This is a genomic window from Megalodesulfovibrio paquesii (assembly GCF_054653055.1).
Genome location: NZ_BAAIGQ010000006.1, coordinates 605,815 through 626,775, shown reverse-complemented (window position 1 = coordinate 626,775; position 20,961 = coordinate 605,815). Strand labels below are relative to the sequence as shown.

Annotated in this window: 21 protein-coding genes; 14 read left to right on the top strand and 7 right to left on the bottom strand. The window is 66.0% G+C overall.

Translation table 11 applies throughout. The features are described 5' to 3' along the window. Positions 1–16: 16 nt before the first annotated feature. Together ACYQ00_RS15670 and ACYQ00_RS15665 are read right to left on the bottom strand one after the other, a co-directional pair. Entirely contained in the window at positions 17–1,006 is a 990-nt protein-coding gene (locus ACYQ00_RS15670) for a M48 family metalloprotease (protein ID WP_460033039.1), read from the bottom strand. Beyond that, positions 1,006–1,482 (bottom strand): SH3 domain-containing protein, encoded by a 477-nt coding sequence (locus tag ACYQ00_RS15665; RefSeq protein WP_460033038.1) that lies wholly within the window; start codon positions 1,480–1,482, stop codon positions 1,006–1,008. The genes ACYQ00_RS15670 and ACYQ00_RS15665 overlap by 1 nt, the downstream gene beginning before the upstream one ends. A gap of 153 nt (positions 1,483–1,635) precedes the next feature. Between ACYQ00_RS15665 and ACYQ00_RS15660 the strand changes: the two genes are divergently transcribed. Continuing rightward, positions 1,636–2,061 (top strand): hypothetical protein, encoded by a 426-nt coding sequence (locus ACYQ00_RS15660; RefSeq protein ID WP_460033037.1) that lies wholly within the window; start codon positions 1,636–1,638, stop codon positions 2,059–2,061. Further along, the gene (locus ACYQ00_RS15655; RefSeq protein ID WP_460033036.1) at positions 2,058–3,749 is read left to right on the top strand and encodes a hypothetical protein; all 1,692 of its coding nucleotides are present in this window, start codon (positions 2,058–2,060) and stop codon (positions 3,747–3,749) included. The genes ACYQ00_RS15660 and ACYQ00_RS15655 overlap by 4 nt, the downstream gene beginning before the upstream one ends. Before the next feature lie 64 nt (positions 3,750–3,813). Here ACYQ00_RS15655 and ACYQ00_RS15650 read toward each other — a convergent pair whose 3' ends face one another. After that, a complete protein-coding gene (locus ACYQ00_RS15650; protein WP_460033035.1) occupies positions 3,814–4,431 on the bottom strand; it encodes a DUF445 domain-containing protein in 618 nt (205 codons plus the stop codon). A 67-nt stretch (positions 4,432–4,498) separates the two neighbouring features. Here ACYQ00_RS15650 and ACYQ00_RS15645 point away from each other — a divergent pair, with 67 nt between their 5' ends. From ACYQ00_RS15645 to ACYQ00_RS15605, 9 genes are read left to right on the top strand one after another with little or no spacing between them, the layout of a single operon-like run. Then, positions 4,499–4,768, top strand: a complete 270-nt coding sequence (locus ACYQ00_RS15645; protein WP_460033034.1) for a hypothetical protein — start codon at positions 4,499–4,501, stop codon at positions 4,766–4,768. Then, positions 4,759–5,031 (top strand): DUF493 family protein, encoded by a 273-nt coding sequence (locus ACYQ00_RS15640; protein WP_460033033.1) that lies wholly within the window; start codon positions 4,759–4,761, stop codon positions 5,029–5,031. The genes ACYQ00_RS15645 and ACYQ00_RS15640 overlap by 10 nt, the downstream gene beginning before the upstream one ends. Before the next feature lies 1 nt (position 5,032). Then, the gene (locus ACYQ00_RS15635) at positions 5,033–6,463 is read left to right on the top strand and encodes a cobyrinic acid a,c-diamide synthase CobB (protein WP_460033032.1); all 1,431 of its coding nucleotides are present in this window, start codon (positions 5,033–5,035) and stop codon (positions 6,461–6,463) included. A 15-nt stretch (positions 6,464–6,478) separates the two neighbouring features. Then, on the top strand, positions 6,479–7,129 hold the full coding sequence (locus ACYQ00_RS15630) for a precorrin-8X methylmutase (RefSeq protein WP_460033031.1): 651 nt from the start codon (positions 6,479–6,481) through the stop codon (positions 7,127–7,129). Between the two features lie 2 nt (positions 7,130–7,131). Continuing rightward, complete coding sequence (locus ACYQ00_RS15625) at positions 7,132–8,232, top strand: FUSC family protein (RefSeq protein WP_460033030.1); 1,101 nt, start codon at positions 7,132–7,134, stop codon at positions 8,230–8,232. Further along, positions 8,229–9,461 carry a cobalt-precorrin-5B (C(1))-methyltransferase CbiD gene (gene cbiD, locus ACYQ00_RS15620; protein WP_460033029.1) on the top strand — a complete coding sequence of 411 codons (1,233 nt, stop codon included), beginning with the start codon at positions 8,229–8,231 and terminating at the stop codon, positions 9,459–9,461. The genes ACYQ00_RS15625 and cbiD overlap by 4 nt, the downstream gene beginning before the upstream one ends. Next, positions 9,462–10,673, top strand: coding sequence for a precorrin-6y C5,15-methyltransferase (decarboxylating) subunit CbiE (gene cbiE / locus ACYQ00_RS15615; RefSeq protein ID WP_460033028.1), 1,212 nt, complete (start codon positions 9,462–9,464; stop codon positions 10,671–10,673). It abuts the gene before it with no gap. Positions 10,674–10,687: 14 nt separating this feature from the next. Continuing rightward, positions 10,688–11,473, top strand: a complete 786-nt coding sequence (cobM, locus tag ACYQ00_RS15610) for a precorrin-4 C(11)-methyltransferase (RefSeq protein WP_460033027.1) — start codon at positions 10,688–10,690, stop codon at positions 11,471–11,473. After that, entirely contained in the window at positions 11,461–11,856 is a 396-nt protein-coding gene (locus ACYQ00_RS15605; protein ID WP_460033026.1) for a secondary thiamine-phosphate synthase enzyme YjbQ, read from the top strand. The genes cobM and ACYQ00_RS15605 overlap by 13 nt, the downstream gene beginning before the upstream one ends. A 64-nt stretch (positions 11,857–11,920) precedes the next feature. On the opposite strand, the gene ACYQ00_RS15600 is transcribed toward ACYQ00_RS15605, so the two are convergent. The 3 genes from ACYQ00_RS15600 to acs form a co-directional block, all read right to left on the bottom strand. Beyond that, complete coding sequence (locus tag ACYQ00_RS15600) at positions 11,921–13,693, bottom strand: HAMP domain-containing methyl-accepting chemotaxis protein (RefSeq protein ID WP_460033025.1); 1,773 nt, start codon at positions 13,691–13,693, stop codon at positions 11,921–11,923. A gap of 26 nt (positions 13,694–13,719) precedes the next feature. Then, positions 13,720–14,298, bottom strand: coding sequence for a PDC sensor domain-containing protein (locus tag ACYQ00_RS15595; protein ID WP_460033024.1), 579 nt, complete (start codon positions 14,296–14,298; stop codon positions 13,720–13,722). 408 nt (positions 14,299–14,706) lie between these two features. Continuing rightward, entirely contained in the window at positions 14,707–16,692 is a 1,986-nt protein-coding gene (acs, locus tag ACYQ00_RS15590) for an acetate--CoA ligase (protein WP_460033023.1), read from the bottom strand. A 299-nt stretch (positions 16,693–16,991) separates the two neighbouring features. On the opposite strand from acs, the gene ACYQ00_RS15585 reads away from it, so the two are divergent. The 3 genes from ACYQ00_RS15585 to ACYQ00_RS15575 all read left to right on the top strand — a co-directional run bounded on the left by ACYQ00_RS15585 (position 16,992) and on the right by ACYQ00_RS15575 (position 19,635). Continuing rightward, positions 16,992–17,339, top strand: coding sequence for a DMT family protein (locus ACYQ00_RS15585; RefSeq protein WP_460033022.1), 348 nt, complete (start codon positions 16,992–16,994; stop codon positions 17,337–17,339). 120 nt (positions 17,340–17,459) lie between these two features. After that, positions 17,460–18,140 carry a response regulator transcription factor gene (locus tag ACYQ00_RS15580; RefSeq protein WP_460033021.1) on the top strand — a complete coding sequence of 227 codons (681 nt, stop codon included), beginning with the start codon at positions 17,460–17,462 and terminating at the stop codon, positions 18,138–18,140. A 10-nt stretch (positions 18,141–18,150) separates the two neighbouring features. Continuing rightward, positions 18,151–19,635, top strand: coding sequence for a HAMP domain-containing sensor histidine kinase (locus ACYQ00_RS15575; RefSeq protein WP_460033020.1), 1,485 nt, complete (start codon positions 18,151–18,153; stop codon positions 19,633–19,635). Between the two features lie 82 nt (positions 19,636–19,717). On the opposite strand, the gene xopAW is transcribed toward ACYQ00_RS15575, so the two are convergent. Beyond that, complete coding sequence (gene xopAW, locus ACYQ00_RS15570) at positions 19,718–20,629, bottom strand: XopAW family type III secretion system calcium-binding effector (protein ID WP_460033019.1); 912 nt, start codon at positions 20,627–20,629, stop codon at positions 19,718–19,720. Positions 20,630–20,961: the final 332 nt, after the last annotated feature.

The window sequence follows — 20,961 nt, the reverse complement described above, 5'->3', positions numbered from 1 at the left end:
TTCCTGCCTTTGCTCGTTACTGGCCGGCCAGCACCCCGGCCAGAGCCGCCTGGAACCGGGCCTGCCGGGCCGGCAGCGACTGCACCGGCTGGTACGTGAAGGGCACGTGTTGTTTGATGTACTTGTAGCGCTCCACGGGCGAGGGGTGGGTGTGGGAGAAGTCCTTGCGGGCCGGGTTCAGTCGTTCTTCCATGGCCAGGAGCATGTCCACCATGCCCGAGGGCGGGTAGCCGACGCGGGCAAGGAGTTCCATGGCCGCCAGGTCGGCCTCGGCCTCGGCCTGACGGGAGTAGCCGGCCACCACCAGGGCGTTGAACACATCCGTGATGGAGCCCTCAAAGTTGGAGACCAGCTGCGAAAGCTCCTGGCCGGCCTGATCCTTGAGGCTTTGCATGGCCAGGGAGGTCAGGGCGTTCTGGATGCGGGCCTGCTTGATGGCCTGGACGCCATGACGTTTTTCGATATGCCCGATTTCGTGGGCCAGCACCGCGGCCAGGGCTTCTTCGTGCGGGCAGCAGCGGATGAGGCCCTTGGTGATGAAAATGAAGCCCCCGGGCGCGGCCAGGGCGTTGATGTCATCGGAATCCAGAATCAGAAACCGGTACCCGGCAAAGGTCTCGGGCATGCTGGAGGCCGCCGCCAGGGACCGGCCCAGCAGGTTCACGTACTGGTTGGCCCTTTCATCCGGGTAGGGCTTGTAATTCCCCAGGATCATTGCACCAACAGACCGACCCAGCCAGTATTCCTGTTCCGGGGTCAGAGCCTTGTAGTTGGTCATCACTTCCTGGGTGGCGTTCAGGCCAGTCAGGGCCGGGCCGCCGGCTCCTCCACCAGCTGGATTCGCAATACCCTGCTCTTTTTGGATTTGCTGCATCAGCTGATCCATGGAAGGCAATTGGCCAGTCGGCAACTGGCCGCCGGGCATTTGGGCAAAGGCCACGCCCACCACGGCCAGCACGGTCACCGCCAGCACCAGCAACAATGTCTTGCGAGGCATCCGGGGCATCAGCCGTCCCTCCCGGGCAGGGAAAGACTGCCCTCTGCAACAAAGGCCTGCAACTGCTGCGGAGCCACGGTATTGGCCTCCATCTTGTCCAGCCAGGAATAGTCAAGATTGCCGCGAACCTGCCGGAACTTGTCCTCGACGGCTTTGGAAAATCCCTTGCCAGCCAGGGCTAGTTCGCCAGTGCTGGCGCCTGTGGCCTGCTGCTGGGCCTTGGCGATGAGGGCGCTCTGCTGGACGGCGATGGCCGTCTGGTGCATCCAGCCCATGCCGCCAGCTGCGGACACGCGCCGCCAGTCGCCCTGTTCCTCGAGTACGCTCACGCTCTGGCCGTAGGGAATTTCGGCCAGGACGCGGCTTAAAAAGGTAGGCTTCTCGCGCAATTGTCCCACCTTGACCTGCACCGCCATTTCCGTGGCGGCCCAGGCCACACCAGCTGCAACGCATGTGGCCAGCAGGGCGGAAACGAATCGTTTCATGGAGGCTGCTCCTTGCATGAATCTTCTATACACCAGCCTGCAACTGGTGAACAGCACCGCCAGTTATGTGATAATCATGAACTCTTGGCAATCAATTCCATGGTTCCGCTTCGGCAGGGACTGTGTCATACTGTCGGAAACCGGAGGCATGCCATGGGCGCGGGAGGCACCAGCGGCGGCGTGGGCCGCTTTTTCATTGGACTGGCCATGATGGTGGCTGGCGGGTATCTGTTCTTTGACGCCATCACGGTGCATGCCGGCTTCGGCTGGGGTCGGGCGCTGTTTCATGTCGGCGGCTATGGCCTCACTGGCGGCATGGTGCTGATCCCCTTCATTTTCGGAATCGGGCTCATTTTTTATGATGCCGGGAAGATGCTCGGCTGGCTCCTGGCCGGGGCCTCGCTGCTCATGCTGGGCGTGGGCGTCATCGCCTCGATCCAGTTTCGGCTCAGGTCCATGTCCTCCTTTGAATTGCTGACCATTCTCGCGCTGCTGGTCGGTGGCCTCGGCCTGTTCCTCAGCTCCCTGAAACCGCGTGGACTCGCCGTTGCGGACCGTCGCCCGGAGCATCGGTCATGAGCCGCCGCCCTTGGGCGATTCCGGCGTTGCTGCTGATGCTCGTGCTGCTGACACCTCAGGGCTGCAGCCGCTCGGCCGAGCCCGTGGAAATCCTGACCATCCTGGCCTGTCCCGAGGTCAAGGAGGTCGAGCCGGCCATTCTTCAGGCCGCCCAAGCCCGCCGCCTGGAAGTCCGCCTGCTGTACAAAAGCCCTGCGGACATCATGCTGGATCTGCAGGCCCCGCCCTTTCCCTGCGACGCCGTGCTCACGGCCAACCTGCCTTGGATCGCCCTGGGGACCACCCCGCCGGACGCCCGCCAGCAGGTGCGGGAGGCCGCCTCCATCATGCACTCCCCGGTCATCCTGGGCCTGCGGCGCAGGGTGGCCAAGTCCCTGGAATGGCGCGACCGGGCCGTCTCCACCGCGGAAATCCTGCGGGCCGTGCGCTCCGGAGCCTTGCGGTACGTCATGGCCTCGCCCACGCAGTCCACCTCCGGCGCCGCGGCCGGCATGGGCCTGCTTGTGGCCCTGGCCGGCGCGACCGAGGCGCCCGGCTCGCCCGCTGCTCCCGGCGCACTGTCCCGGGCACAGCTGGACGACCCCGTCCTGCAGGCCCAGGCCCGCGATTTCCTGGCCGGCGTGGTCCGCACCGCCGCCGGGTCCATGCTCCTGCGGGATCTGTTCCTCTCCATGCAGCCGCGGCTCGAGGCCATGCTCAACGACGAGGCCATGCTCCTGGCCGCCAACCAGCACCTCGTCAGCCACGGCGAGGAGCCACTGGACCTCATCTATCCCAGCGACGGTCTGGCCCTGGCCGACTTCACCCTGGCCTTTGTGGAGCGGGCGGACAACAAGCACAAGCTGGAACGCTTCATCGAACTGCGCAACACCCTCCTGGAGCCCGACGCCCAGCAGGCGTTCACCGCCGCGGGCTACCGCACCTCCCTCCTGGGCATGAACACCCGCCAGGCCGACCGGTCCCTCTTCAACCCGGCGTGGGGCGTGGACCTCTCCCGCCCCCTGGCGCCCATCCGCTGGCCCGAGCCGGCCACACTGCTTGACGCACTGACCCGGATACGCATGGATCTGCGCAAACCGTCGGCCACGGTCTATGTGCTGGATACCCGCCCCCCGGGCCTGCAGCAACGCAAGGACGCCCTGGCCGCCCTGCTGGATCCACACCGGGAAGACCGCACCGGCTCCGCCCTGCTCCAGCCCGGCACGCGGGACCTGACCATCGTCCTGCCCTTCGGCGCGTCCACCAATGGCACATCCACCCCGGCCCTGCCCGGCCCCGCTGTCTTGTCGGCGCAAGGCAATGACCCGGCCACCCTGGCCGCGCTGCGGGCGGAGATTGAGGCCCTGCCCGCCACCCCCTCAGGGCCGAGTGCCCTGGCACCGGTCCTCACGGCCGCGCTGGATCAGCTGCTGGCCCAGGGGGACGTGCTGACGGCCTGGCCGGGCATGCTGCCTTCGGTGATTCTGCTCACGGGCGGCAATGTTGTGCTGCCGGCCCCGGCCGCCCTGCACGCGCACTGGCGCACCCGTGGCGAGGCGGTGCCCCTGCCGCCCTGCTATGTGGTAGCCACGGATGCCGCCGCGGCCGAGGCCCTGCCCGCTCTGGCCCAGCTGGCCGCAGGCCGGCTCTTCGAGGGGCATATCCTGGGCGTGGAGGCTGCGCTGCGTCTGGCCAAGGGCGGAAACTGACCGCCCGGCCCCGGCCATCAGCCTGACTGCGAGCAAGGCGTCTCCCAGCGGCACAGCTCGTTCATTACCTCACAGCCATGAGCCAGGCCGCCTGGGCCAGACCCACCAGCACGCCGAGCACACCGCCGCTGATCTCGATGAACTTGAACTCCTTCTTCATCAGGGTCAGAAGCACGCCTTCGAGCTGTTCCATGGAGAAGGCCTCGATCTTGGCCCGCACGGTTTCCTTGACCGAGAGGCTCTCCTCCAGCTCCTGGCCCAGGGCCTGGATCAGCCGGGGGACGAGCCGTTCGAACTGCTCGGCCAGCAGCTCCTTGATCTTGGGGGCGAGGTTGTCATTCAAAAACATGGCCAGCATGGGGATGCGCGTGGGCAGGACGTCTTTGATCAGGGAATCAAGATAGTCGTCCATGAGCGCGTGCAGCCGGGTCTGGAAGGCCGGCTGTTCCAGGTAGGCCTGGATATCCTTGTGGGAGAACAGCTGCGTCTCCACCAGATGGGCCAGCCGCTCGGCCAGGGCCTGATGGCGCTTGGGGAAAACGCCCTGGATGGTCAGGAAGCGCATCCCGAGCAGCCGGACCGGCTGACGCGGACGAAAGAGCATTTTCACAGCCAACCAGTTGGTGCCCCAGCCGATGAGCCCGCACAAAAGCGGGGAACTGTAGATGGCGAGATCGTTCATGCGTATCTGGACCTTTGCCGGCAAAGGCCGTAGGATTTGCGCGTCCCCGGGACCCAAGGAGCGTCATATGAAGTACATCATGTTCGAGGATTTTCAGGGCCGTCCCCTGCCCATCATATTCCCCGACCGCATCGACCATGCCGAGATGCGCGAGCAGATGCCGTATGCCACGGTCCTGTCCGCCGGTTACGTGGACATGGAAGGCGAGGCGCTCTTCCGTTGCCACGGCAAGGCCGTGGAGCTGGGCGCTGCCGCCCGGCCCGAGGATGCCGCCATCCTGCTGCGCTCGTTCACCGCGGAAAACGGTGCGCAGAGCGCGGAGCCCGCATGCCGATAATCGACGACGCCTCCCTGGCCGGTCTCAAGGCCCAGCTGGACAGCGCGCATCAGTGGCCCTGTCTGTTTATGTTCAAATTCATTGTCCCGCAAGCCGAGGCCTCGCGGCTGCTGGCCCTGCTGGAGCCGGAACGCCACACCGCCCGCGCCTCCCGCGGCGGCAAATACGTGGCCCTGACCATGGAAATGGAAATGCGCTGCAGTGACGAAGTCTGCATGCTGTATCAAAAGGCCTCGCAGGTGGAAGGGGTCATCGCGCTGTAGCATGCGCCACCGTTTTGCGGCGGGGTGTCCGCCCCCTTTGTTGGTTGTGGCCGGAACGCATTCCGGCTGCGGCAAGACCTCCGTGGCTCTGGGGCTGATGCGCGCCTTTTCGCGCCGCGGCCTGCGGGTCCAGGCCTTCAAGGCCGGTCCGGATTTCATCGACCCCGCCCTGCACGCCCTGGCCACGGGCCGGCCATCCTGGAACCTGGACAGCTGGATGTGCCCGCCGGCCGCCCTGTACACTGCCCTGTACGAAACGGCCCAAGACGCCGACCTCTGCATCCTGGAAGGGGTGATGGGCCTGCACGATGGCGCATCGGCCGTCAGTTCCCGCGGCGCCACGGCCGAGCTGGCCCGGCTGCTGGGCGGACAGGTGCTTCTGGTGGCGGACGTGCGGGCCATGGCCCGCTCCGCGGCGGCGCTCATCCAGGGCTATGTGCAGTTCGAACCGGGGCTGGCCTTTGCCGGCGTGGCCCTGAACCGCGTGGGCTCGCCCAATCATCGCACCCTGCTGGCCGCAGCCCTGGCCGCCCACTCCCCTGGGCTGCATCTGGCCGGCATGCTCCCGCGTCAGGAGGACATCGCCCTGCCCGCCCGGCACCTGGGGCTGGCCCTGCACGACGCCGATCCTGCCTTTGCTGCCCGGCTGGACCGTCTGGCCGACTGGGTGGAAGCCGGGCTGGACCTGAATGACCTGCTGACACGCCTGCGCCCCCTGCCCGGCCAGCCAAGCGCTCTCCCTGCGCCGCCGGCACCACCAGCGCCGCCAGTGGATCGCCCCGCAGCCCGTTTGGCCGTGGCCCGGGACGAGGCCTTTTGCTTTTGTTACGAGGAAACCCTCCACCGCCTGAAACAGGCCGGCTGCGAGCTGCGCTTTTTCTCCCCCCTGCGGGATGCGGTCCTGCCCGCGGGTGCGCAGGGACTCTACCTGCCCGGCGGCTACCCCGAACTGCACGCGCGACAGCTGGCGGACAACGCGGCCATGCGCGCCGCCATTCAGAAACTGGCAGCGTCGGGCCGACCGGTTTTCGCCGAATGCGGCGGCTTCATGTACCTGCTGGAACACCTGCAGACCAGTGACGGCGTCTTCCCCATGGCCGGCGTCCTCCCCGGCACCGCCCGGATGGGAGCACGCTTCGCGGCCCTGGGTTACCGGCAGGTCGTCACCACCGCCCCCACCCTGCTGGGCCCGGCCGGCACGCGGCTGCGCGGACATGAGTTCCATTATTCCTTCCTGGTTGATCCGCAACCACTGGACGACGCCGCCCGTCGAGTCTATGATGTGACAGATCGGACCGGCGCCAGCCCCGCCGACGCCGCCAGATCCGGCGGCTGGCAGCTGGGCAACGTCCTCGGCAGCTACATCCACGTGCATTTCGGCAGCAATCCCCACCTCGCCCCCGCCCTTGCGGAGGCGTGTTCGCGCTTCTGAACCCGGTTGTGTTTCATGAACATTCTGCCCATTGCGGACCCCGCGGCCATTGAAGCCGCGTCCATGGCCATCATCGACGCAGAAGCCGGCCGGCACGCCTGGACCGGCCCGGCCTGGACCGTGGTGCGTCGCCTGATCCATACCACCGCGGACTTCGAGATGCTTGACCTCGTCCGCATGCACCCCCAGGCCATCCAGGCCGGTGTGGACCTGCTGCGGCAGGGCGCGCCCATCATCACGGACACCCAGATGTGCCGTGCCGGCATTCCGGCCCGCCGGCTTGGAACCTTCGGCAATGTCGTCCACTGCCTCATGGACGACCCCGAAGTGGCCGCCCTGGCCCGGGAGACGGGTGGCACGCGGGCCAAGGCCGCCGTGGCCGTGGCCTGCCGGCGCTTTCAAGGCCTTTCCGGCGCGATTCTGGCCGTAGGCAACGCGCCCACGGCGCTTTTGGCCCTGCTGGAGGCCGTGGACCGCGGCGAGGCCGCCCCCGGCCTGGTGGTGGCCATGCCCGTGGGTTTTGTGAACGCCGCGGAATCCAAGGCCTTGTTGATGGAGCGTTCCCCTGCGCCCTTTATCGCCATCGCCGGCCGCAAGGGCGGCTCGGCCCTGGCTGCGGCCACGGTGAACGCGCTTCTTGAACTTGCATTTGCCAACTCCCTGTAGTCATGATCAATATTATGCGGCGGCTGCCGCGTCTGGATCCCATCATGGCCCGCCATGCCCTGCGCACGGCGCTGGCCAGCGTCATCACCCTGCTGCTGGTGGATGTGTTTTCTTTCCCGCAGGGGTACTGGGCCGTCATCTCCGCGGTCATCGTCATGCAGTCCAACCTGGGGCGGGCGCTCAAGTCCGGGCTTTCCCGCGTCCAGGGCACCTTCATCGGCGCACTGCTGGGGGCCATCACCCTCTCCGTGGCCGGGGCGAACTCCGTCTCCCTGGGCATCGGCGTGTTTCTGACCATCTTCGTCTGCGCCTATTTCATGGGCCTGCACGAGAGCTTCCGCCTGGCCGCGGTGACGGCGTCCATCGTCATCCTCCTGGGCCGGGGCTCGGAGCATCCCTTCATCCTGGGCATGGACCGGTTCCTGGAAATTTCCCTGGGTGTGGGCGTGGCCATGGCCGTGTCCATGTTCGTGCTGCCCTTCCGGGCCCGGAACTCGCTGCGGCTGGGCGTGAGGTCGGCCATGGAGGCCTCGGGGCAGTTCGTGGCCGTGCTGCTGGGCCACTGCCTGGAGAGACAGTATGATGACAAGGCCATCGCCGCCCTGAAAAATGCCTGTGTGCGCGAGGTGATGCAGCTGCGCCCCGCCCTGGCCGACGCCGCCCGCGAGCCCGGGGGCCTGGGCGAAGGCGGACAGATATTAAGCACCCTGGCCACCTCCCTGGACCGACTGATGGAAGATTTCCAGGCCATGGAGCACGCCGCGAGGGAGCTGGCCGATGAGGCCCTGCATCTGGAGATGCGCCCGGATCTGGCCGCCCTCTCTCGCAGCATGCAGGCCGGTCTGACCGCGGCCGCGGCCTGTCTGAACGAACACGGCATCCGCCGACACGACCTCCGCCCGCAGATGGAAGCCCTTGAAAACACTTTGCATTCCGTGGACAACGCCATGGAAGGCATCCGCGCCCGGCAGGTGGCCCGCCGACATCCGCTGACGGAAGTGACCCACTTCTTTTCCCTGGTGTTCAGCATGCGGGAGGCGGCCCTGGAAGTTATGGAAATGCTTGCAAATTTACATGAAGTCCCGCGCGAGGGCCGGCGGTGACCGCTTTGGCGCAGGGGGCTGGCCGCGAAGGCGTGACCACCGGTTCCTGCGCTGCCGCGGCGGCCAAGGCCGCCACCCTGGCCCTGTTGCATGGCGCGTCGCCCCCACAGGTCACCATCCCCTGCCCGCCCACGGCCCATGCCCATCCCGAACGGCTCACCATTCCCCTGGCCGCCTGCGTTTCGGAACCGCCGGGCGTGCGGGCCACGGTCATCAAGGATGCCGGCGACGACCCCGACGTCACCCACGGTTGCGCCATCCAGGCCCTGGTCTGGATCGATCCGACCTTGCCCGCCGGTGCGGTACGCATCGATGGCGGCGAGGGCGTGGGGCGGGTCACCCTGCCGGGCCTGCCCGCACCCGTCGGTGGGCCGGCCATCAACCCCGCCCCCCTGGCCCAGATCGAGGCCGCCGTGCGCGAGGGTCTTGCTGCCCTGGCTGATCTGGCCGTGCTGGCCGATCTGGCTGAGATGGCTGCCCTGCATGCATCCCCCGGCGTGCCCGGCCTGCCCGGCGTACCCGGTGTGCGAGTCCGCATTGAAGTCCCGGACGGCCGGCGGCTGGCCGAAAAGACCCTCAACCCCCGCCTGGGCGTGGTGGGCGGCATCTCCATCCTGGGCACGCGCGGCACGGTGCGGCCCTTCAGTCACGGGTCCTGGAAGGAGACCATCCGCCGTCAGTTCGCGGTGCTCGCCTCGGCGGTACCGGCCGTTTCCACCGTGGTGCTGAGCACCGGCGGGCAGAGTGAGCGCCTGTGCAGGGACCACCTGCCCGGCACGCCCGAAACAGCCTTCATCCAGGCTGGCGATTTTATGGCCTTTGCCTTGCGGCAGGCCGCCAGCCGTGGCATGCTGGATGCGGCATTGGGGTTGTATTTCGGCAAATGCTCCAAACTGGCCCAGGGCATCGGCTTTACCCACGCCCGGGCCGGAGCGCTGACGCTGGGGCCCGTGGTCCGCTGGGCCGAAACGGCCGGGCTGACCCGGGCGGCCGCGCTGCTGCGACAGGCCCGCACGGCCCGGCACGCCATGGATTTGCTGGCCGCCTGCCCGGAGGGGCCGGCGTTGCTGGATCTGGTGGTCCGCCGCGCCCTGGCCCAGGGGCAGCGCATGGCCGGCTGCATGGCCGTCACCGACGCCCTGCCGCGGGAGAAACCGTTGTCCCTGACCATCCTGCTCTTCGACACCGCCAACACGCTGCGCCTGCGGCGTTCCACCCAGGACGACTAGATGCCCATCACCCTTGTCGGCCTCGGCCTTTCCTCGGACAGCCTGCCCGAGTCCCATGAAGACGTCATTGACATGGCCCAGGTGCTGGTGGCCGGCAAGCGCCACCTGGCCCTGCACGCCAGCCATCCGGCCAAGAAAATCGAGCTGACCGCCGACCTGGACAAGGCCTTTGACGCCATCCGCGACGCACTCAGGGAGAATCTCGACGTGGTGGTCCTGGCCAGCGGGGACCCGTTCTTTTTCGGCATCGGGCCGCGTCTGGCCGAGGCCTTTGCCTCCGAGGATCTCCTCTGCCTGCCCAACGTGACCACCCTGCAGACTGCCGCCGCCCGATTGAAAATTCCCTGGCAGGAGGTGGCCGCCGTTTCCCTGCACGGCCGCGATGACCTTGGCCCCCTGCTTTCCGCCTGCATGCTCAGGGACTGGGTGGCCGTGTACACCGACCCCCGGCACATCCCGGCGTCCATTGCCCAGGCCCTGCTGGACCGCGGCGCCGACGGCTTCGTCATGTGGGTGCTCTCCGGCCTGGAGACGGACAAGGAGGAGGTGGCCCGCCTCTCCCTGGCCCAGGCCAGCGAAACGCGTTTCCAGCAGCCCAATTTCGTCATCCTGGAGCGGGTGGCCCAGCCACGCAAGACCCTGGCCCTGGGCATTGCCGACGATGACTTCCAGTGCCCGGACAGCGTGCTGACCAAACAACCCGTGCGGGCTGCCGGGCTGGCCGCGCTTTCCCCCCGGCCGGGCGAAGTGGTCTGGGATGTGGGCGCGGGCTGCGGCTCCGTATCCATTGAGGCCGCGGCGGTCATGCGGCGGGGGCGAATCTATGCCATCGAGCGCCGGGGGGACCGGCTGGCCGCCATCCGCACCAACTGCCGCCAGTTCGGCGCGCTCATTGTCGAACCCGTCCACGCCACAGCTCCAACCTGCCTGGCCGAACTGCCCGACCCGGACGCCGTGTTCATCGGCGGCGGGCTGAGTGATGAACCGCAATTGCTCGACGCCGTCTGCCAACGCCTCAAGCCCGGCGGCCGGCTGGCCGTGAACTGCGTGCTGCTCTCCACCTTTGAGGCCCTGCGCCGCCGGCTGACCGAACTGCAGTGGAAAATCGAAGTCCAGCTGGTGCAGACCTCCCAGGCCAAGGCCCTGGGCAAGGATCTGCACTTCGAGGCCATGAACCCGGTGTTTGTCATCCGTGGGGTGAAGGGGGCATGAACGGCAGCGCTCCCATGACGCCCGCCCCGGCCGTCTGGTTTGTTGGCGCAGGCCCTGGCGATCCGGAACTGCTCACGGTCAAGGCCCATCGGCTCATCCGGGAGGCAGACCTGCTCCTCTACCCCGGTTCCCTGACCCCGCCGGCCATCACGGCCCTGGCCAGCCCCGGAACGCGCCTGCTGGATACTGCCCCCCTGACGTTGGAAGCAACCCACGCCGCCATCCTGGCCGCCGTGCAGGCCGGGGAACGCGTGGTTCGCCTCCAGGCCGGGGACCCCTGCCTGTACGGCACCGTTCGAGAGCAGTCCCGTCTGCTGGACGAGGCGGGCGTCCCCTGGGCCGTCTGCCCCGGTGTGACCTCGGCCACGGCGGCCGCGGCGGCAGCGGGCGTTTCGGCCACCATCCCGGAAATCACCCAGTCCCTCATCCTCACCCGCACCCCTGGCCGCACGCCCATGCCTGCGGGTCAGGAACTGGCCGCCTTTGCCGCCCGCCGCTGCGCCATGGCCGTGTACCTTTCCGGCGAGCGTCCCGAAGAGGTGGCCGCGGCCTGCCGCCTGGGCGGCCTGCCCGACAAGACGCTGGTGGTGGTGGCCCATCGCCTGGGCTGGGAAGGGGAGCGCGTCATCCGCACCACCCTGGCCGACATGGCCGAGGTGGTCCGGGCCGAGGGGCTGACGCGCCAGACGCTTTTCTTGATCCTCCCCGGCCAGGACGCCGCGCCGACGCGTTCCAAACTATATGATCCGGCGTTTGCACACGGGTTCCGGGGAAACGAGGAGGCGCCATGCACACGATGACCCTGGCCACCGCTGCCCGGCAGCAGATGGTGTCCATCACCGACCGCGTGCAACAGCTGCTCGCCGAACAGGGCTGGCAGGAGGGCGCGCTGGTGCTCTTCTGCCCCCACACCACAGCCGGCCTGACCGTGAATGAGGATGCCGACCCCACGGTGACGCGGGACATCCTGACCCACCTGGCCGCCGCGGTCCCACACCAGGGCGACTATCGACACGCCGAGGGCAATTCCGACTCCCACATCAAAACCCTGATGACCGGCCCTTCCCTGACCCTCATCGTATCTGGGGGCCGGCTGCAGCTGGGCACCTGGCAGGGCATTTTCTTGTGCGAATACGACGGCCCCCGCCAGCGCACACTCTGGGCGCAGTGGCTGGGGAAATGAAGCGCCGGCCGGAAAGCCCATGCCTTCCCGGCCGGCGGCACATGGCGTGCAGCCCTGAAGCGGGCTAGCTGCGCTTCATGTCTTCAATCACCTCGCTCAGGGCCTGCGCCTGGGAGGCCAATTCCTCCACGGCCTGGGCCGAGCGGCTCATGCTCCCGGCCATCTCACTGGAAATGTTGTTAATGTCGTCCAGACTGCGATTGATCTCCTCGCTGGTGGCGGACTGCTCTTCGGAGGCTGTGGCGATGGAGCTGACCTGATCCGAGGCCAGTTCCACCAGAACGACGATTTCGCGCAGCGCCTCGCCGGACTGCGCCGCCAGGGTCGTGGCGCTGGCCACGGCTTCCGCTGCGGCGTCCACCCCCGTGGCGCTGGTGCGCGCGCCTTGCTGGATGCCCTGAATGGCCGTGCCGACCTCCTTGGTGGCAGCCATGGTTTTTTCCGCCAGCTTGCGGACCTCGTCGGCCACCACGGCAAAGCCCCGGCCGGCATCGCCGGCGCGGGCTGCCTCAATGGCGGCGTTGAGGGCAAGCAGGTTGGTCTGATCGGCAATGTCACTGATCACGTCGAGCACCTGCCCGATGCCCTCGGCCTTTTGCCCCAGGCTGGCCATGTCTGCCTTGAGGGCCTGGGCCTGCTTCCCGACGCGGTCGATGGATTCCACCACCCGGCGCACGACCTCGGCGCCAGTTTCAGCCTTGGTCCTGGCCTGGGCCGAGGTTTGGGCGGCCTGGGAGGCGCTGCGGGCCACTTCCAGCACGGTGGCGTTCATTTCTTCCATGGCGGTGGCCGTCTCGCTCACCCGGGCGGCCTGCCGCTGGGAGCCCTGGGTGGCTTCCTCCACCCGGCCGGCCAGTTCATCCGAGGTGCCCGAAACCACGGCCACCACGCTTTCCAGACGGGCGGCTGCCTCCAGCACGCCCTGGCGGCGGGCCTGTTCGGCCTGGTTGCGGGCCTTTTCCGCATCGGCCACGGCCTGGCGGGCCCGTTCGGCCTCACGGGCGGCCTCGTCCTGGCCGGTGCGCACGTTGGCCAGCTGTGTCTTGAGTGTCTCCACCATGCTGCGCAAGGCCTGGGCAAGGCTGCCCACCTCATCGCGCTGGCGGACGTCGAGCCGGCTCTCCAGATTGCCCGCGGACACGGCAGTGGAGAACTGCAGGCACCGCCCCAGCGGCGTGGTGATGGAGCGTGTGACAAAAATCGTCAGCAATACAGCCAGTACAGCCCCGCCCCCCGTGAGCCACCACATGAAGGCCGCCACGCTGCCAACGGCTGCCTTGGCTGTGATATTGGTCTGTTCCGCAACGCCATTGTTGAGTTCGGTCAGCTCGTTAATCACGTCGCGCATGGCCTCGAACTTGTCGCGGGAGTCGCGCAGGGCCAAATCGAGCGCCAGACGACGGCCTTCGCGGGTATCGGCCTTGCGGGCATCCACCACCTGGCGGGAAACCTTCAGCCACTCGACGCGTCCTTTTTCATACTGGGCAAAGAGCGCCTTCTCCTCCGGCGTCAGGGGCAGGCTGGTGTATTTCTGCCACCGTTCCTCTGCCTGTTTGAGGTTTGTCTCATATTCCTCCAACAGGGATTTGAACACGGGGTCTTTGACATCGGCAAAAATCATGGAGCGTTCAGCCACAACTAATTGATGCAGATCCCGATCCACCTGCAGCAGCAGGTCCAGGCTTTTGACATTCACCGTGAAGATGCGGTCCAGCAGGGAACCCACCTGCTGCACGCCTGTGGCACCTTGCCACCCGAGGAGCACAACGATGATGATCAGCAAGGCGTATGAAGTGAAGAGGCGCAGGCCGAGCCGTGTATCCTTGAGCAGATGCATGGGGATGCTCCTGGCGGTGCAAGCAGTTAGTTTGGCAGCTTATCCACGTCGACACCCACCACGAGCACGCCAATGGCCTGGCCGTTCTGCCGGATGGGTACGGACACCTGCACCAGATAGGCCTGGGCGCTTTTGTCGAATTCCACCTCGCTAAAGTACAGCTCGCCAGGGCCACCAGTCATGCATTTGGTAAACTTGCCCTCATCGCCCTGCCAGTAGTCCGACGTCTTGTCGCTCATGGCCACATTGGCGCCCTGGTTGTCTGTGACGAAGAGTTCGGCCAGCCAGGGTTCCCTGGCCTGCCATTCCCGCAGCCGGAGGCTGGCGGCGTTGCCATGCAGGGCGCGCATGAAGTCGTCCATGCCGGCCTGTGCCATCCAGGTGGCATCGCGTTGTTTGATGACCTCCAGCGTCAGGCCTTGCGCATTCTGGTGTTGCACCGCGGCGAGCAACACCGGATCTTCGGCCATGGCCAGCAACTCCCTGGCAGCCAGGTCCTTGACGTGCTGGGGCGCAGGCTCTCCGGCGGAGACTGCACCCTTCATGCACATGAGCAACAGGATTCCCATCAACAGGATAGCGCCACGGCGTGAGATCAGTTGCATCGCCCCCTCCCTGGTCATGGTGTTACTGCGCGGGCTTTCATGATGAAAGCAGCGCAATGGATCTCTGACCTTATCGTATTTCTACTTCATCATGCTGGGCATGCATAGATCAGCACAGGGGATATCCCCCTCATTTGAAACGAAATAGCGACAATAAAACAGGCCGGCCGGGACAATGCGTCCCGGCCGGCCATATTTCCGCACCGCAAGAAGGGAAAAACCCTGCACGCTGGCGCTAGTGTTGCGTCCTCCAAAAGGATCCATGCAGCATAGACGCAACACTGGGCCGCTGTGCCAGCGGCCCCGGAGCAGCATGCTCCGTGAGTCAGCCGAAATCCGCGCAGTTCGGCTGACGATCTTCCACGAAATCTGATGACATTCTTGTCACCTTATTTCGTGGACATCACACTAGTCACCAGTGAGTTCTTTTTTGCCCTCGATGAGATCCTGCACCACGCCCGGATCGGCCAGGGTGGAGGTGTCCCCAAAGTCGTCATACACGCCGGCGGCGATCTTACGCAGCACGCGGCGCATGATCTTGCCCGAGCGGGTCTTGGGCAGGCCATCGGTAAACTGGATGACTTCCGGCGTGGCGATGGGGCCGATTTCCGTGCGGACCCAGGCGCGCAGGGCCTTGCGCAGGTCTTCGGACTCGTCAATGCCGGTTTTGAGGGTCACATAGGCGTAAATCGACTCGCCCTTGATGGGGTGCGGCATGCCCACCACCGCGGCCTCGGCCACGGCCTCATGAGACACCAGGGCGCTTTCCACCTCGGCCGTGCCCATGCGGTGGCCGGAGACGTTGATGACGTCATCCAGACGGCCCATGATCCAGAAGTAGCCGTCGTCATCCACGCGCGCGCCGTCGCCGGATTCATACATGCCGGGGAAGCGTTGAAAGTAGGTGGACTTGTACCGCTCCTGATCCCCGAACACGCCTCGCAGCATGCCAGGCCAGGGCTTGCGGATCACCAGGTGGCCACCTTCGTTGGGGCCGGCGGGGGTGCCGTCGGCGCGCACGATGGCCGCATCCACGCCGGGCAGGGCCTTGGTGGCCGAGCCGGGTTTGAGGGTGGTGGCGTATGGCAGGGCGGAGATGAGGATGCCGCCGGTTTCGGTCTGCCACCAGGTATCCACAATGGGTTTTGTCCCTGCACCGATGTAGGTGTGGTACCACATCCAGGCCTCGGGGTTGATGGGCTCGCCCACGGAGCCAAGCAGGCGCAGGGAGGAGATGTCGTGCTTTTTGGTCCAGTCCACGCCCTCGCGCATCAGGGCCCGGATGACTGTGGGGGCGGTGTAAAAGATGTTGACCTTGAACTTTTCCACCACCTGCCAGAAGCGGTCCGGCCCGGGCCAGGAGGGCACGCCCTCGAACATGAGCGAGGTGGCCCCAAGGCAGAGGGGACCGTAGACGATGTAGCTGTGGCCGGTAATCCAGCCCACGTCCGCGGTGCACCAGTAGACATCGTTATCCGTGACATCAAAGACCCACTGGGTGGTGTGCGCGGCGTAGGTCAGGTACCCGCCGGTGGTGTGAACCACGCCCTTGGGCTTGCCCGTGGAACCGGAGGTGTACAGGATGAACAGGATATCCTCGGCATCCATGGGTTCCGGCTCGCACACATCGGTAATGCCGTCGGCGTGCATGCAGTCATGCCACCAGCAGTCGCGGCCTTCCTGCATGGCCACATCAAGGCCGGCGCGGTTGACCACAATGCAGTGCTCCACGCTGGGGCACTTCTTCATCGCCTCATCGGCATTGGGCTTCAGGGGGATGGTCCGCCCGGCGCGCAGGACGGCATCCGCGGTCACCACCACCTTGGCCGCGGAGTCCTGGATGCGGTTCTGCAGCGAGACGGCGGAGAAGCCGGCAAAGACGATGGAATGCATGGCCCCGATGCGGGCACAGGCCAGCATGGCGATGGCCAGTTCGGGAATCATGGGCAGGTAGAGGGAAACGCGGTCGCCTTTTTTGACACCCTTGCTCTTGAGCACGTTGGCGAAGCGGCAGACCTCGGTGTGCAGCATCTGGTACGTGTAGACCTTCACATCCTCATCCGGCTCGCCCTGCCAGATGAGGGCCGCCTTGTTGCGGCGGCCGTTTTCCAGATGACGGTCCAGGCAGTTGTAGGCCACATTGAGCTTGCCGCCGGCGAACCATTTGATCTCCGGCTTGTGCATGTCGGCTTCGAGGGTCTTTTCCCAGGGGCTGAACCAGGTGACGAGCTCCTTGGCGCGCTCTGCCCAGAAGCCTTCCGGATCCTCGGCCGCCCGTTTGCACAGGGCGTCGTACTCGTCCATGGAAGACACATAGGCCCTGGCACGCGGATCTTCGATAGGCGTGAAGCTGCGCTTTTCTTTCAACAGACTTTCGATGTCCAATTCGCTCATACAGGGGGCTCCTGGATCTGGAATGATGGGTGGCTGCCGGGGCATCGGCCCGTGCCGCCACGCAGCGTCCGAAACACGGCGCGGCGCGGGTTGATTCCTGCCGTCATGACGTCACGATATGCGCCAATCAGCGTCTGTTGGCAAGCCGGCCGCCGCCGCAAGACTGCCGTTCGTCGAAAAGACAAGGCCGTTGCCCGAACCACTCGGCTTGACCCGCATCGCCCAGAGGCATAGAGAGCCGGAAGCCTGATGCCGTCATCGCCCCCGCGCACTGCCGCCATAGTGGCAAGGACTCCTGCATGCCAAGCCTGGTTGTTTCAAAAACCATTGGATTGTTGATTCTTTCCAACGTATTCATGACCTTTGCCTGGTACGCGCATCTCAAGCACCTGCATGCGCGCTCCTGGGTGGTGGCTGCCCTGGCCAGCTGGGGGGTGGCGCTGTTCGAATACCTCATCCAGGTGCCGGCCAACCGCCTGGGCTACACGGCGCTGAGCCTGCCGCAGCTGAAAATCCTGCAGGAAGTGATCACCCTGGCCGTGTTTGTGCCCTTTTCCGTCTGGTACATGGGCGCGCCGCTCAAGCTGGATCACCTCTGGTCCGGGCTGTGTCTGCTGGGGGCGGTGTATTTTGCCTTCCGAAGCTAGGGATATTGTGCCCCACTTTTGGCCCGCGCCCATTGCCTTCCGCAACACTCCATGCCAGCATGCGGAGAGGAGTCTGGCTCAGATGCGACCGTGTTCACCCCCTGCCACAGGCGGCTCTCCATGACCAAACGCGTGCTCCTGGTTGACGATGATGTGGAACTCAGCGCCATGATCAAGGAATACCTTGAACAGGAAGGCATGAACGTGGTGACCGTGCACGACGGCCTGGCCGGCGTGGAGGCCATTCGCAGCGGCGGCTTCGACATTGCCGTGCTGGACGTGATGATGCCCGGCATCGACGGCATGGAGGTGCTGCGCCGCATCCGGGCCTTCAGCCGGCTGCCCGTCCTCATGCTCACCGCCCGCGGCGATGAGGTGGACTGCGTCGTGGGCCTGGAACTGGGCGCGGACGACTATGTGTCCAAGCCCTGCCCCCCGCGCGCCCTGGCGGCCCGGCTGCGGGCCATTCTGCGCCGTGCCGGCGGCGAGGGCCCGGCCGAGGTGGTCCAAGCAGGCCCCCTGACCATGTGGCCCCAGGAACGACGGGCCCAGTGGCAGGAAGCCCCCCTGGAGCTGACCAGCACCGAATACAGCCTGCTGGAACTCCTGGCCCGCAACGCCGGCCGGCCCGTGAGCAAGGCCGACCTTTCCGAACACGCCCTGGGCCGCCCCCTGGAACGCTACGATCGCAGCATCGACGTGCACATGAGCAGCATCCGCCACAAGCTGGGCAACAGCCTGGACGGTCGCTCCTGGATTCAAACCATCCGCGGACATGGCTACCAATTCGTCAAGATCTGAGCCCCCCATCATGGGCCGCCTGTTCTGGAAGTTCTTCTTCGCTTTCTGGTGCGCACTCCTGACTGCCGGCGTGGGCGTCTGGCTGGGGATGACGCTGTACGACCGCGCCAATCAGCCGTCAGAGAATACCCTGGCCACAGGTCCGCGCGCGCTTTTCATGGTCGATACGGCCGCAGGACTGGCGGCCAGGGAAGAGTTCACCGCCCTGAAAAATCTGCTGGAACAGTGGCAACACTTCACTCCCGCCTTAGAACCGGTGTATGTGGTTGATCCACAGGGCAAGGAACTGTTTGACCGGCCGCTCCCGATAGAATTGCTGCGCAAGGCCCGGGAACTCGCGCCCTTGCGCTCACCGGGAGACATCCCCTTTGAACCCTGGCTGGCCGCGGCTCGCGATGTGGTCACCACCACCGGCGAGCCGTATCTCGTGTTCGCCCTCGTCGGTGACTCCCTCCCGCTGAACATCCCGTTGGCCTCTTCTGACAGCCCTCCCAGCGGTCCTCCAGGCTCGCCCATGGGCTCGCCCCTTAGCCACCCCCCGCGCGGGCTGCCCCTGGCGGCCGGCCTGCTGGCAAGCCTCGTCTTCAGCGCCCTGCTGGCCTGGCACTTTGCCAAGCCGGTCCGGCTGTTGCGCTGGGCCCTGGGCGCCGTGGCCGCCGGCAATCTCGATACCCGCGTCCGCCCGCTCATGGGCGACCGGCGCGACGAAATTGCCGACCTCAGCCGCGACTTTGACCGCATGACCGAAGAACTCCAGCATCATATCGCCGCCCAGCGCCGGCTGTTGCACGACGTTTCCCACGAACTGCGCTCCCCCCTGGCCCGGCTGCAGGCGGCCATTGGCCTGGCCCGGCAGAACCCGGCAAAAATGACCGCCACCCTGGACCGCATCGAACGCGAAGGCCAGCGCCTCGACATCCTGGTGGGAGAAATCCTCACCCTGGCCCGCCTGGAAGCCGGTCCGACCCAAGGCACTGCCGAATCGCTGGACCTGGCGGAACTGCTGGCCGACGTGGTGGCCGACGTGCGCTTTGAGGCGCAGACGGCACAAAAAACACTGGTATTTGGTGAGATTGCCTCATGCCCAATGCAGGGACACCTCGAGTTGCTGCACCGGGCCATGGAAAATATTCTGCGCAATGCCCTGGCCTACACCCCTCTGCACGGCGTGGTGGAGGTGATCTTGGAATGCACCGCATCCAAGGACAGTGGCGAGCGAGGGGACCCGCCCTGCCAGGCGCGCGTGGTGGTGTGCGACCGTGGCCCTGGCGTCCCTCCTGAGGAGCTGGAGGAAATTTTTTCCCCCTTCTATCGCATCAGAAAAAAACTGCCCACCGGCCACCCCCCGCCGGCCTCTGGCAGCAATGGCTTCGGGCTCGGCCTGGCCATTGCCCGCCGCGCGGTGGAAGCGCACGGTGGCATGGTGCGGGCCTTCAATCGTGAGGGAGGCGGCCTGTGCGTGGAGGTGCAGCTGCCCCTGGCAGGCTGCGCGTAACCCCCCCAGACATCAATGCACGAAAAGGCTGGAGCTCGCCGCCTTTCCGTGCATTGGCGCAATGAGGTTCCGCGTGATGGCATCAGGCCATCTGGCTGAACACTGACGACATGCCCCCACTGGAGGATCTGCCGTACTGGGAAACAAGAGTCTTGAGGTAGTCGGCAGCGGTGCTCGACCCGGCAAGCGCACCGGTGTCCTCAAGGCTGTCGTCCGACTGACCGAAGATCGAGGAATCGTCCTGGGAGGCAAAGAGCTCCTCAAAGGTTGGAGCGTCTTCAATCCCCATGAATTCCTTGAGTTCTTCCATGGTGACCACGCCGTCCTGATTGAGGTCGGCGTCTTCGTATTCCTCTTCTTCCTCCCCGGAAGAGGAGGAGGCGCTGCCGGCCCCACCGGCGCCGCCTGCGGGGGGGGTGCCGCCGGCCATGGCCTGCGCGCCCTGCATGGTCTGGCTCATGTTTTCCAGGGCCTCGGTGTGTTCCGCTTCGGTGACCACGCCGTCGCCATCGGCATCCAACAGTGCGAAGAGTTTGTCTGCATCATCACTGTCACCGCGGCTGGCCAGGGCCTCTTGCAGTTCTTCCAGGGTGATGGCGCCATCGCCGTCGGCGTCGGTGGAGGCGAACAAGTCGGACGCCGAAAGTGCCTCCTCGCCGCCCATGGCGATGCGGGTCATGCTGGCCTTGGTTTCCAGCTTCTGGTTCAGGGTTTCGAGGGCTTCCTCGTGTTCTGCCTCGGTCACAGAGCCGTCGCCATTCAAGTCAAGGCTGGCGAAGAGTTCTTCAGCGCTGGGCCCTGTTCCCTGGGTTTCGCCGGATTTGGCGCGGGATTCCAGGGCCGAAGCGAGCTCGGTTTGGGTGATGAGGCCGTCGCCGTCGGCGTCGGTGGAGGAGAACAGCTCTGCGGCGGAAGGCTGGGTCTTGGCCTTTTCGTAGAAGCTGCTCCAGGAGGTGGACGATGTGCCGTAACTGCTGCCGATGCTGCTGATCATCTTCATGCCTCCATTCGGGAGTGGCTGCGAGCGGGTGCGCATGGTCCGACATCGGGCCGCGCGACCGCCCCATCGCAGACTGGCAACCCGGCAAATGTTGCCGCGTGCAGTCCATGCGCAAGTCAAAGCAAGCCTGGCTCCAACTCTGCCAAATTATTTGTAATGATATGTTAAGCCACGTAAAAGATCCGCGCCGGGAACGAGCATGCACAAATCCCGCCAGCGGAAGAGCCTGAAACCGCCGGACCAGAAACTCCCCGCCGGACTGCATTCCGGACATGACGCGAACACAACAGCCCAGGCGCCGGACCGGCTGCGCCCATTGACTTGCC

Coding starts and splice junctions, on each gene's coding strand:
- ACYQ00_RS15670 (WP_460033039.1), bottom strand. CDS start 1,006: ATGCCCCGGATGCCTCGCAAGACATTGTTGCTGGTGCTGGCGGTGACC.
- ACYQ00_RS15665 (WP_460033038.1), bottom strand. CDS start 1,482: ATGAAACGATTCGTTTCCGCCCTGCTGGCCACATGCGTTGCAGCTGGT.
- ACYQ00_RS15660 (WP_460033037.1), top strand. CDS start 1,636: ATGGGCGCGGGAGGCACCAGCGGCGGCGTGGGCCGCTTTTTCATTGGA.
- ACYQ00_RS15655 (WP_460033036.1), top strand. CDS start 2,058: ATGAGCCGCCGCCCTTGGGCGATTCCGGCGTTGCTGCTGATGCTCGTG.
- ACYQ00_RS15650 (WP_460033035.1), bottom strand. CDS start 4,431: ATGAACGATCTCGCCATCTACAGTTCCCCGCTTTTGTGCGGGCTCATC.
- ACYQ00_RS15645 (WP_460033034.1), top strand. CDS start 4,499: ATGAAGTACATCATGTTCGAGGATTTTCAGGGCCGTCCCCTGCCCATC.
- ACYQ00_RS15640 (WP_460033033.1), top strand. CDS start 4,759: ATGCCGATAATCGACGACGCCTCCCTGGCCGGTCTCAAGGCCCAGCTG.
- ACYQ00_RS15635 (WP_460033032.1), top strand. CDS start 5,033: ATGCGCCACCGTTTTGCGGCGGGGTGTCCGCCCCCTTTGTTGGTTGTG.
- ACYQ00_RS15630 (WP_460033031.1), top strand. CDS start 6,479: ATGAACATTCTGCCCATTGCGGACCCCGCGGCCATTGAAGCCGCGTCC.
- ACYQ00_RS15625 (WP_460033030.1), top strand. CDS start 7,132: ATGATCAATATTATGCGGCGGCTGCCGCGTCTGGATCCCATCATGGCC.
- cbiE (WP_460033028.1), top strand. CDS start 9,462: ATGCCCATCACCCTTGTCGGCCTCGGCCTTTCCTCGGACAGCCTGCCC.
- cobM (WP_460033027.1), top strand. CDS start 10,688: ATGACGCCCGCCCCGGCCGTCTGGTTTGTTGGCGCAGGCCCTGGCGAT.
- ACYQ00_RS15605 (WP_460033026.1), top strand. CDS start 11,461: ATGCACACGATGACCCTGGCCACCGCTGCCCGGCAGCAGATGGTGTCC.
- ACYQ00_RS15600 (WP_460033025.1), bottom strand. CDS start 13,693: ATGCATCTGCTCAAGGATACACGGCTCGGCCTGCGCCTCTTCACTTCA.
- ACYQ00_RS15595 (WP_460033024.1), bottom strand. CDS start 14,298: ATGCAACTGATCTCACGCCGTGGCGCTATCCTGTTGATGGGAATCCTG.
- acs (WP_460033023.1), bottom strand. CDS start 16,692: ATGAGCGAATTGGACATCGAAAGTCTGTTGAAAGAAAAGCGCAGCTTC.
- ACYQ00_RS15585 (WP_460033022.1), top strand. CDS start 16,992: ATGCCAAGCCTGGTTGTTTCAAAAACCATTGGATTGTTGATTCTTTCC.
- ACYQ00_RS15580 (WP_460033021.1), top strand. CDS start 17,460: ATGACCAAACGCGTGCTCCTGGTTGACGATGATGTGGAACTCAGCGCC.
- ACYQ00_RS15575 (WP_460033020.1), top strand. CDS start 18,151: ATGGGCCGCCTGTTCTGGAAGTTCTTCTTCGCTTTCTGGTGCGCACTC.
- xopAW (WP_460033019.1), bottom strand. CDS start 20,629: ATGATCAGCAGCATCGGCAGCAGTTACGGCACATCGTCCACCTCCTGG.